Below are 9,331 nucleotides of genomic sequence, written 5' to 3' on the forward strand. Positions count from 1 at the left end.
CTGAACCAAGTTCAGCATGACGAAGATAGAGATCGTGGTTGGAAAAGGCCTCACATCCATGAACCAGTTGCTTTTGTTAACAAAAATTGACAATTAATTTTTTCGCTGTAACCCTCGTGCACAAAAGCGGGGCCCACGACGGAGGAGCAATTAAGTGCACTGTCACCGTAATCCCATTTTAATGTTCAGAATCATATTAGTCATTTTTCTATTTGGCTGTTCGGCAGGATCGAATAAATTGCGGGCTGTTTCGCCTGATGAATATTTTAGCGTTGATAAATGTTGGAAAAATGAGAGTGGAAACTTTAGTGCTATCATGGTTCTCACGAACCAAGACGAAAGTCATATTCCTTACTTTATTTCTCGCACATGTGATGTTGTTGATAGTGCATACCCTAAGGGAACGGCCTTTCTGAACTATCTAAATGCAGTAAGTGTTTCGGGAGACAACGGTGAACTTGCTAAGAACGGTTATCTAAACAAGCCATTATCATCAAATTTTATTACTCATCTCCCGTTACCTGACGCTGGCAATAAAGCGTATATTTTCGAAGGTACATTAGGAAAAAAAATGAAAAATGGGTTTGTATATTATGAAATTACTGGTGTTGACGTTTTTAAAGATACAGGTTTAACTTTTCAAGAAATCACATCCCTCACTCCGCGTCAGCGGAAGAATCTTGGGATGAATTAGGAAATCAAGTGCACTGTCACCGTAATTCAAGGAAGAATTCTCGATGAGCGATAATAATGACATCCTCAGCCGTGAAATCGTCATTGCAGGAAAGTTGGCGGAAAACGGTGTCTCGGTTCAAGTCAAGAGCCGCGCAGTTGCTGCGATGGACCGGCTTTTAGGCAGTCTAGCAGACATTCCTACCGCGTTTGCAGAAGGCGTGGCTAGCAAAATACGAGTGAAAACTCAGATAGAGGAACGCCTGCTGGTCGCGAAAGCAGAACTTGCGGAGAGAAAGTTAATGGGGATACCAAGTGCTGCTGACGCGCTGCTATTCGACATGATGAAAGAAGCAGGAAGGAAGCAAATTAACGCGGCTGGAGTAGCAGTTCATACTGTCGAAGAACTGAAAGCGTTTCCGAGTCCCAGCGAGCAAACACAAAAGGAGCAAACTGATCCGCAAGAGGCAGTTGATGAAGACTGGTTTAACCAATTTGTGCGGTATGCAGAGGATGCATCGTCAGAGAATCTTCAACAGCTTTGGGGCAGAGTGCTGGCAGGTGAAATAAACTCACCTGGCCGTTTCTCCCGACATACACTGCGCTTTATGGCAGAGCTCGATAAAGAAACGGCGCAGAATTGCGAGTTTGCAGCAGAATACATTGTGACCGACTTCATTCCTCATTCTAATTTCTGGATGGAAAACAAGCCGTTCATGATCGCTATCGATTTGGCCCGATTAGGTCTGATCGAAGGCGCTGCAGGTAAATCGCCAAACAGATCATTCACTATAGGACCTGAGGGATGCTTTTTTCAGGAGAACGGAAAGCATGCTATAGTGTGCAAAGGGCCAGTGGGAACGAAGTTCAATGTTAAAGCAATGCCGCTGACAAGATTGGGCATCGAAGTGTTCTCGCTGTTGGCTGTAAAAGATGAAACCACGTCGCTACGGACGTTAGCGAAGATACTTGAAAAGCAATCTGTTGACGAAATTCAATTAGGAACTTTCGAACCTGAGATTAATGGAATTCGCTTTTTTGAGTCAGAAGTCCTTTTTGTGCGGGGCACGTAACGAATTACGCCCAAAATTACGATAATATACCGCCCCCCCCCTCGCCAAAATCGCCCCCCATAAACCCCCACTGTCTTGCGCCGGTCATCATCGTCTGCGATGTGTGGGCCTGAAACATTTTTGGAGAGTAAAATGCGTAAAGTGTCGCCCTTTGTGTCCGCTGGCCTGCCTGTGTCTTTGGCGTTGGCGTCCTGTCTGATCGGCGCGCCGGTTATCGCGCAATATGCGGCGACGCCGGATCCGGCAGCTGCGACGGCGGCGGCGCCCCTGCCCCCTGCGCGGCCCATTGGCACGCCGCCGCTGACCACCAGCGAGGCTTATTTAAAGGCTGGCGCAGCCGAGCTGGCACGGTTGGAGGCGGATACGCCCAACAACCGCAAGGCGCGCAATGTTATCATCTTCATCGGCGACGGCATGAGCATCACCACCCTGACCGCCGCCCGCATTTTTGAAGGGCAGCAAAAGGGCGTCGACGGCGAATCCTATGTCGCGCAAATGGACCGCCTGCCGCACACCGCCTTGGTCAAAACTTACTCGCATGATGGCCAAGTGCCCGACAGCGCGCCGACCGCCACTGCCATGATCTCCGGCGTCAAAACACTGAACGGCGTTCTGGGCGTTGGCCCGCAAGCGGTGGAGGACAATTGCAAGGCGACCGAACCCTATAAGGTCAAATCATTGTTCGAAATGGCCGAGGACAAGGGATATGCCACCGGCATTGTCTCCACCGCGACCATCACCCACGCCACGCCCGCATCGACCTACGCCCATGTCGCGCAACGCGATTGGGAAGTGGATGCGAATATGCCCGCCGCGGCGAAGGCCGAAGGCTGCACCGACATTGCCCGCCAAATGGTCGAATGGCCGCATGGCGATGGTTTTGAAGTCATGCTGGGCGGTGGACGCCAACATTTCATGCCCAACACCGCGGCTGACCCCGAATATCCGACCAAAAAGGGCAAGCGCGCCGATGGCAAGGACCTGATCGCCAGCTGGCAGGCCGCCAACCCCAAAAGTGCCTATGTCTGGAACAGCGAAGGCTTTGCCGCGGTGGACGCGAAAAAGACCGACAAGCTGCTTGGCCTGTTCGAACAATCGCATATGCAATTTGACGCCGACCGCACCGCGAGCGGATCAAAAGAACCCTCGCTCGCCGAAATGACGACGAAGGCGATCGCGATGCTGTCCAAAAACCGCAAGGGCTATGTCCTGATGGTCGAAGCGGGCAAGATTGACCATGGCCATCATGGCGGCAACGCCTATCGCGCGTTGCAGGACACCGTGGCGCTGAATGATGCCTTGAAAGCGGCGATGGACACTGTCGACCTGCGCGACACGTTGATCGTCGTCACATCGGACCATAGCCACACATTTACCATGGCGGGATATCCCGAACGCGGTAACCCTATCCTTGGCCCCGTGGTCGACCAGAAAGGTAAATCGACCCTAGCCTTTGATGGCAAGGGATACACAACCTTGGGCTATATCAACGGCCCCGGCGCGGTCACGACATTGCCCCGCACCGACCCGTTGAAAGAAGATACGCAGGCGCTGAATTATCGGCAACAGGCGTTGATCCCCACCGGTTCCGAAACGCACAGCGGCGAAGATGTCGTCGCCCGCGCCGCCGGGCCAAAGGCGCATTTGTTCAAGGGCACGATTGAACAGCACACGATATTCCAGATCATGCGCGCGGCCCTTGGTTTCAAATAAGGCGGTTTTAAATAAGGCGGTTTTATATGGGTGCGCGCTTGTAAAGCAACGCGCGCTGCCCACATCTGCTGTTCGGGGGTTTCTGGACAAAGGAAAAGCCATGAAACGGATATTATCAGTCGCTGTTCTGTCGCTCGCGCTGGCCGCGTGCGGCGAAGGCAGCGCGTTGAACGACACGGTTAAGGTCAGCGTGCGCGAATCCATCGTCGCCACCTGCACCACCGCCGCCAGCGAACAAATTCCCGAAGGCATTGGGGTCGACGTCAGTCAGGTCTGCGGTTGTGCCGCCGACAAGGTGATGGATGGCAAAAGCATGTCCGACCTTGCCGCCAATCCGCCCAGCCCGTCCGAAGGCATGGCCAAATTGCAGGCCTGCTTGAAAGAGCTTGGGCCCGTGACGGTCAATCCCGCCGCAGGATGAAGCGCATATAAAGACCCCGCCCGGGGGAGGGATCCGGACGGGGTCAATTTTGTCCTCTTCACCTGCTAGGGGGAATTTGAGGACTGGCTTTCAGGTTGCGTATGCGACCCGAAATCTTATGGCATGACGACGGTGTCGACCATGTGGACCGTGCCGTTTGACGCAGCCATATCCGCGCTGGTTACGGTCGATTTGCCGCCCTTGGCATCGGTCAGGACAATCTTGTCGCCGTTCATTCTGGCTTTCAACGTGCCGCCGTTCAACGTCGTGACGGCTGCAGTGCCGTTGCCGTCTGCGATCAACTTCGCGAGATCAGCCGCCTTCACATTGCCGGCGACGACATGATATTTCAGCAGCGCCGCAAGCTTCGCCTTGCTTTCCGGCTTTAACAGGCCGTCGAGCGTTGCCTTGTCGACCTTGGCAAATGCGGCATTGGATGGCGCGAATAGGGTGAACGGGCCGCTGCCCGACAATGTTTCGGCAAGTCCGGCGGCGGTGACGGCCGTGACCAAAGTCGATGCCTGTGGGTTGCCTTGCGCAAGCGCGACAATATTCTTGTCGGTGGTCGCTTGGGTTCCGTCGGATATCATCGCGTCGTCCTGCACCACTTCGGTATCGGTCGCCACGGTATCGCTGGTGTCGCTGCCCGAGCACGCGGCCAATGCCAGTGCGGACAGGCCCGAAATCAACGTGCTTTTCAAAATCTTCATACTGCGATTCCTTCCAAATGAACGCTTCAGTTGGCAATAACGTGCAAAGTCGCCAGATGGTTGCGTGTGCGGTGAAAAAAATAGCGGCGCGCCGAAGTACGCGCGCGGGACCGCTTTGCTTTCGGGCGGCTTGGGTTTACGGGCGGGGTATGGATGGACCTGCCCCTAATCTGGCCTCAACGCTGCGCGATGCGACCTATGCCCTGACGCCTGTCAGCGCGACCCCGCGTCTGGACGCCGAACTGTTGATGGCGCATGCCTTGGGCATAGACCGGTCGGCGATGTTGTTGCGGATGCATGATCTTGCTGTGCCCCCTGCCTTTGCGGCGTTGCTCGCGCGGCGGGTGGCGGATGAGCCGGTGGCCTATATCACGGGAATGCAGGCGTTTTGGGACCTTGACCTGCATGTGACGCCCGATGTGCTGATCCCCCGTGCGGACAGCGAAACGGTGATTGAGGTGGCGATTGCGGGTTTTGCGGGGCGGGATGCGCCTGCGCGGATCTTGGACCTTGGCACGGGGTCGGGCGCGTTGTTGCTGGCGGCTTTGTCGGTGTTTGGGGACGCGCAAGCTGTGGGCATTGATGCCAGCGCGGCGGCTCTCGCGGTCGCATCGGGCAACGCGGCGCGGCTTGGACTGGACGGGCGCGCATACTTTGAACAGCGCGATTGGACTTTGGACGGGTGGGCCGACGGTTTAGGGCAATTCGACCTCATCATGTGCAACCCGCCGTATATTGAGGACGCAACACCGCTTGCGCCCATGGTCGCCCGCCACGAACCCCACAGCGCCCTCTTCGCCGGACCCGACGGTCTGCGCGACTATCGCATACTTCTAAAAACCCTCAAAAAACTGCTAAAAACCACCGGAATCGCGGTCTTTGAAATCGGATTCAACCAGTCAAAATCCGTCGCAAAATTGGGCACCGAAGCTGGGTTCGCTTCCGAATTAACCCACGACCTTTCCGGCAATCCACGCGTCTTGCGCTTTTCGCTTGGAATCGCGCAACCGAACCGCTAACGCTAAAAAGCATCGCAGCAAAACCCGTAAATTGCGGAGATTAGCGCGAAGCCGCCCCCAGCGCAGTTGGAAATTTTTTCAAGGTCTCGGTCGACCTTGGCGTAACCCAAAGACTGGGTTTTGGGGCTTCCTGCAATGTTAAAATGCTAAAAGAGGACGGGTCAGCCCTGATGAATATCAACAACAGGCAGCAGCAGAACAACAATCGTCGCCGCGGTCGCAACAACAATAATCGCCAGCAAAATAACAACCGCAGCGGTTTCGACTATCAGAACCAGATCGACAATCGTGCGCGCGGCAACGCAGCGCAGATGCTGGAAAAATACAAAAAGCTAGCGCAAGATGCGCAGTTTAACGGTGACCGCGTAAACGCCGAATATCACCTGCAATTTGCCGACCATTATTTCCGCGTACTCGCCGATTTCCGCGGCCGTCAAGAAACGCGTCAGGAACAGCAAGGCGAACGTCGTCCCCGCGAAGATAATCGTGAAGACCGCGACGATTGGCAAAATGATGATCGCTCGCAGAGTTATGACGAACAAGGTTCTTCCGATGGAATGGACGCCGATTCCGTTTCGCAAGATGATGGCGATACCGAAGAGCGCGCGCCACGCGAGCAACAGCGCGAAAGCCGTCCACGTCGCCCGGAACGCAACGACCGTAATGATCGTTCCGACAATAACCGGTCCGCAAATCGCGGCCCACGCCGTCACCACAGCGAAGAAAAAGACGATGCACCCGCAGGTCTTGATCTCGCCGTATTGCCGCCGTCCATCGCTATTTCTTCGGACGACAGTGACGCGGATATGGAGAGGCCAGCACGCAAACCACGCGCCCGCCGCGTTAAGCCAGCGGGTGATGATGAAGCTGCAGCGGCGGAATAATCAGTCGTTCTGCTGTTGATCGCGCACAAACGGCGCGATAACCTCTAGCTTTCGGGCAGTGCCCGTGGCTTGTGATCGTCATCTAGGGCAACAAAAGTAAACAGACCTTCGGTCACTTTGACCTCTTGTTGGCCACGCGCACGGGTCGCGATAACTTCGACACGGATGCCCATGGATGTGCGGCCGCGCCGCTCGAGCGTTGCATAGACGGAGATAATGTCGCGCAATAAAATCGGCGCGATGAATTCCATCTTCTCAATAGCCACTGTTGCACACGCGCCTTGGGCAATCCGTCCAGCCAAGATACCGCCGGCCTGATCCATCATCCCCAATACCCAACCGCCAAAGATATGGCCATTGGCGTTGATATCGGCGGGGCCCGGAACAACCCGCAAAACCGGGTCATTCCGTTTTGGAAGGTTGCGAACAGCCTCGGTCACCGGTCGGCTTCATCTTCAAAAGGGTCATCGATGGATTCATCATGGCCCGACCCGCTGGACAGGAAAACAAGACCCATCAGTGCGGCGGTCAGCATGATTGCCCCGGTTATTGCACCGGCCGTGGCGATGAAGAAGTGAATGGAGACCATCCCGTTCTGCCACCAGAATGTCCCGAGGGCACCCACGGTCACAATCAATGTCACGCCAAACATCCACCGCATGAGCCGCCAATAGCGGCGCCATGCGAAGTTGGCATATTCAGGATCATCGAGGCGGGAAGGGCGAGTCATAGCTTGATAAGGTCGCCTTATGCTATAAGTTCCATCAGGGGCAAGGACATAGGGAGAGAGTCGATGACGATTTCTGCGATATTGGCCAACCATCCCGGCAATGTGTTCACCGCTGCGCCGCACGAAAGTGTCGGTGATGTGGTCGCGCGACTTGCCGAAAACCGGATTGGTGCCCTGCCCGTTGTCGATGGCAAAGCCGTTGTCGGCATTTTTTCCGAACGCGATATTGTCTACGGTGTCGCGCGCCATGGCTCCGCTTTCCTGACAAAGACGGTTGCGGAAACAATGACGGGACCAGCCATCACCGTTTCGCCCGATACGCCAATCCTGTCGGCTTTATCGCTGATGACGAAACGGCGCATTCGTCACCTTCCGGTAATCCAGGGCGATGACCTTGTCGGCTTTGTCTCCATTGGCGATTTGGTGAAGCACCGTATCGACAAAATTGAGGCCGAGGCCGCCGCAATGCGCGATTATATCAGCATGGCCTGACCATCACTTGCGCAAGGTCCAGGCTGCCCTCACCGGTTAATCCGATAATTATCCGGGATTGGCAGGCGACGTTGTTGGTCCTACCGGAATTGGGGCATAAACCGGCTTCGGCGCGTACTTCATATTCCAGTCGGCAAGATCGCGTTCATATTTCACATATGCATCGTAAAAATTGACAAACACGCGATCAATATCGGCGAGGCCGCCAATTGCATATTCGGGCAATGCACCTGTGGGGACGGTATTGGCCTCGGTCAGCTTGCGCAGCGCCATGTCACAATATTGGGCACGAACGGGCGGCAAAGCGAAATAGTTATACAAATCGGTCATACGCGTATCGCGAACCCGCAGACCATTTTGTCCAGGATAACGGGCGACATATTCCCGGTCGACCGCTTTGCTGGTTTTCGACAAGATCGCCTTATGAATGACGATGAACTTGTTATACTCGGTCGCGATTTGACCCCATATAGGCCCTTGGCAATTCAATGCCGCGACGTTCAAAGCGGACCGAAAATGCCAGATTTGTTCATCACGGCTTAAACCACGGTTGGGCGTTACGCGAATGCCATCAAGCCCGACCGGCGGGATCGTCATCGACAGCGCCGCGCCACCCGGTGGCAAAGGCATAGCGGGCGGCGGCGGCGCAGGAAGTGGAATGGGTGTAGGTACGACTTTTACTGGAGCTGGGGCGCAAGCTGCAACCGCAGTCACCATGATGATGGCAGCTAGATTCTTTATGCCCCGACGCATTTGCTCTCTCCGATTTGCTATTCCTGATTCCAACAGGATTTTCGTTCGAATGAAAAGCCCTGTTCGACCAAATCCCAAAGAAAATGGCCCAGTGGTTTCCCACCGGGCCATATTGTGGCGTTCAAGGTGAACAGCCGATGACTTATTCGCGGTTACCGAGGAAGCTCAGCAAAAACTGGAACATGTTGATGAAGTCCAGATACAGCGTCAGTGCGCCCATGACCGCGGCCTTACCGATCATTTCTGTACCCTGAAGGTAGAAATATTCGCTTTTGATACGTTGCGTATCATAAGCGGTCAGACCAGCGAAGATGAGCACACCTGCGCAGCTGATAACCCAACCCAAAGTGTCGGAGCCGAGGAAGATGTTGACGATCGACGCAACAATCAAGCCGACCATACCCATTACAAGGAAGCTTCCCCAGCCACTGATGTCTTTCTTTGTTGTGTAAGCCCACAGGCTCAGTCCAGCGAAAGCCGCTGACGTTGCAAAGAAAGTCTGCGCGATGGACTCACCGGTAAACATCATGAAGATGCGTGCCAGTGACAGGCCCATCAATACCGCAAAACCCCAGAACATAGCCTGAAGCGTGGCAGCAGAAAATTTACCTTGGCCAAAGCTCATCGCCATTACGACGACCAGTGGCGATAAAATGATTACCCAGCTCATCAGGCTTGGGTTCACCATCAGATTTCGTGCCAGTTCGGTCTGTGCAAACAGCATCGCAACGATGCCCGTCAGCAAGACGCCTGACGCCATATAGTTATAAACCTTGAGCATGTGCGAACGCAGACCAGCGTCAAAAGTGACATCGCCGGCGCGTGTACCTACACCTGCAAGACTTGACTGGGTCCCGGTTACCC

12 protein-coding genes are annotated in these 9,331 nt (G+C 54.7%); 7 read left to right on the plus strand and 5 right to left on the minus strand.

Going from position 1 to position 9,331, the window contains the following annotated elements; translation table 11 throughout:
* Nucleotides 1–181 precede the first annotated feature (181 nt).
* From ACILQA_RS01440 to ACILQA_RS01455, 4 genes are all read left to right on the plus strand, one after another.
* Nucleotides 182–694, plus strand: a complete 513-nt coding sequence (locus tag ACILQA_RS01440) for a hypothetical protein (RefSeq protein ID WP_395628081.1) — start codon at nucleotides 182–184, stop codon at nucleotides 692–694.
* A gap of 43 nt (nucleotides 695–737) precedes the next feature.
* Complete coding sequence (locus tag ACILQA_RS01445) at nucleotides 738–1,745, plus strand: DUF2806 domain-containing protein (RefSeq protein ID WP_395628082.1); 1,008 nt, start codon at nucleotides 738–740, stop codon at nucleotides 1,743–1,745.
* 132 nt (nucleotides 1,746–1,877) lie between these two features.
* Nucleotides 1,878–3,458 (plus strand): alkaline phosphatase, encoded by a 1,581-nt coding sequence (locus ACILQA_RS01450; protein WP_395628083.1) that lies wholly within the window; start codon nucleotides 1,878–1,880, stop codon nucleotides 3,456–3,458.
* Between the two features lie 100 nt (nucleotides 3,459–3,558).
* The gene (locus ACILQA_RS01455) at nucleotides 3,559–3,879 is read left to right on the plus strand and encodes a hypothetical protein (protein WP_395628084.1); all 321 of its coding nucleotides are present in this window, start codon (nucleotides 3,559–3,561) and stop codon (nucleotides 3,877–3,879) included.
* Nucleotides 3,880–3,995: 116 nt separating this feature from the next.
* Here the strand turns inward: ACILQA_RS01455 and ACILQA_RS01460 are convergent, their stop codons facing one another.
* On the minus strand, nucleotides 3,996–4,589 hold the full coding sequence (locus ACILQA_RS01460; RefSeq protein ID WP_395628085.1) for a fasciclin domain-containing protein: 594 nt from the start codon (nucleotides 4,587–4,589) through the stop codon (nucleotides 3,996–3,998).
* 149 nt (nucleotides 4,590–4,738) lie between these two features.
* Between ACILQA_RS01460 and prmC the strand changes: the two genes are divergently transcribed.
* Nucleotides 4,739–5,608, plus strand: coding sequence for a peptide chain release factor N(5)-glutamine methyltransferase (gene prmC / locus ACILQA_RS01465; protein ID WP_395628086.1), 870 nt, complete (start codon nucleotides 4,739–4,741; stop codon nucleotides 5,606–5,608).
* A 170-nt stretch (nucleotides 5,609–5,778) separates the two neighbouring features.
* A complete protein-coding gene (locus tag ACILQA_RS01470; RefSeq protein WP_395628087.1) occupies nucleotides 5,779–6,492 on the plus strand; it encodes a DUF4167 domain-containing protein in 714 nt (237 codons plus the stop codon).
* 44 nt (nucleotides 6,493–6,536) lie between these two features.
* Here the strand turns inward: ACILQA_RS01470 and ACILQA_RS01475 are convergent, their stop codons facing one another.
* Both ACILQA_RS01475 and ACILQA_RS01480 read right to left on the minus strand, forming a co-directional pair.
* Nucleotides 6,537–6,932 carry an acyl-CoA thioesterase gene (locus tag ACILQA_RS01475; RefSeq protein ID WP_183941793.1) on the minus strand — a complete coding sequence of 132 codons (396 nt, stop codon included), beginning with the start codon at nucleotides 6,930–6,932 and terminating at the stop codon, nucleotides 6,537–6,539.
* Nucleotides 6,929–7,222, minus strand: a complete 294-nt coding sequence (locus tag ACILQA_RS01480; protein ID WP_183941794.1) for a hypothetical protein — start codon at nucleotides 7,220–7,222, stop codon at nucleotides 6,929–6,931. Before ACILQA_RS01480 ends, ACILQA_RS01475 begins: the two co-directional genes overlap by 4 nt.
* A 63-nt stretch (nucleotides 7,223–7,285) precedes the next feature.
* Between ACILQA_RS01480 and ACILQA_RS01485 the strand changes: the two genes are divergently transcribed.
* The gene (locus ACILQA_RS01485; protein ID WP_395628088.1) at nucleotides 7,286–7,714 is read left to right on the plus strand and encodes a CBS domain-containing protein; all 429 of its coding nucleotides are present in this window, start codon (nucleotides 7,286–7,288) and stop codon (nucleotides 7,712–7,714) included.
* Between the two features lie 48 nt (nucleotides 7,715–7,762).
* Here the strand turns inward: ACILQA_RS01485 and ACILQA_RS01490 are convergent, their stop codons facing one another.
* Both ACILQA_RS01490 and ACILQA_RS01495 read right to left on the minus strand, forming a co-directional pair.
* Nucleotides 7,763–8,344, minus strand: coding sequence for a hypothetical protein (locus ACILQA_RS01490; protein ID WP_395628089.1), 582 nt, complete (start codon nucleotides 8,342–8,344; stop codon nucleotides 7,763–7,765).
* Nucleotides 8,345–8,609: 265 nt separating this feature from the next.
* A partial coding sequence (locus ACILQA_RS01495) for a Bax inhibitor-1 family protein (RefSeq protein WP_395628090.1) occupies nucleotides 8,610–9,331 on the minus strand: 722 nt, incomplete at its 5' end.

Source organism: Sphingorhabdus sp., assembly GCF_044239005.1.
In the GTDB taxonomy this organism is placed as follows: Bacteria; Pseudomonadota; Alphaproteobacteria; order Sphingomonadales; family Sphingomonadaceae; genus Sphingorhabdus_B.

Bases quoted from the DNA above. Each gene is read 5' to 3' on its own strand.
- ACILQA_RS01440 (WP_395628081.1), top strand. From the start codon at position 182: ATGTTCAGAATCATATTAGTCATTTTTCTATTTGGCTGTTCGGCAGGA.
- ACILQA_RS01445 (WP_395628082.1), top strand. From the start codon at position 738: ATGAGCGATAATAATGACATCCTCAGCCGTGAAATCGTCATTGCAGGA.
- ACILQA_RS01450 (WP_395628083.1), top strand. From the start codon at position 1,878: ATGCGTAAAGTGTCGCCCTTTGTGTCCGCTGGCCTGCCTGTGTCTTTG.
- ACILQA_RS01455 (WP_395628084.1), top strand. From the start codon at position 3,559: ATGAAACGGATATTATCAGTCGCTGTTCTGTCGCTCGCGCTGGCCGCG.
- ACILQA_RS01460 (WP_395628085.1), bottom strand. From the start codon at position 4,589: ATGAAGATTTTGAAAAGCACGTTGATTTCGGGCCTGTCCGCACTGGCA.
- prmC (WP_395628086.1), top strand. From the start codon at position 4,739: ATGGATGGACCTGCCCCTAATCTGGCCTCAACGCTGCGCGATGCGACC.
- ACILQA_RS01470 (WP_395628087.1), top strand. From the start codon at position 5,779: ATGAATATCAACAACAGGCAGCAGCAGAACAACAATCGTCGCCGCGGT.
- ACILQA_RS01480 (WP_183941794.1), bottom strand. From the start codon at position 7,222: ATGACTCGCCCTTCCCGCCTCGATGATCCTGAATATGCCAACTTCGCA.
- ACILQA_RS01485 (WP_395628088.1), top strand. From the start codon at position 7,286: ATGACGATTTCTGCGATATTGGCCAACCATCCCGGCAATGTGTTCACC.
- ACILQA_RS01490 (WP_395628089.1), bottom strand. From the start codon at position 8,344: ATGCCTTTGCCACCGGGTGGCGCGGCGCTGTCGATGACGATCCCGCCG.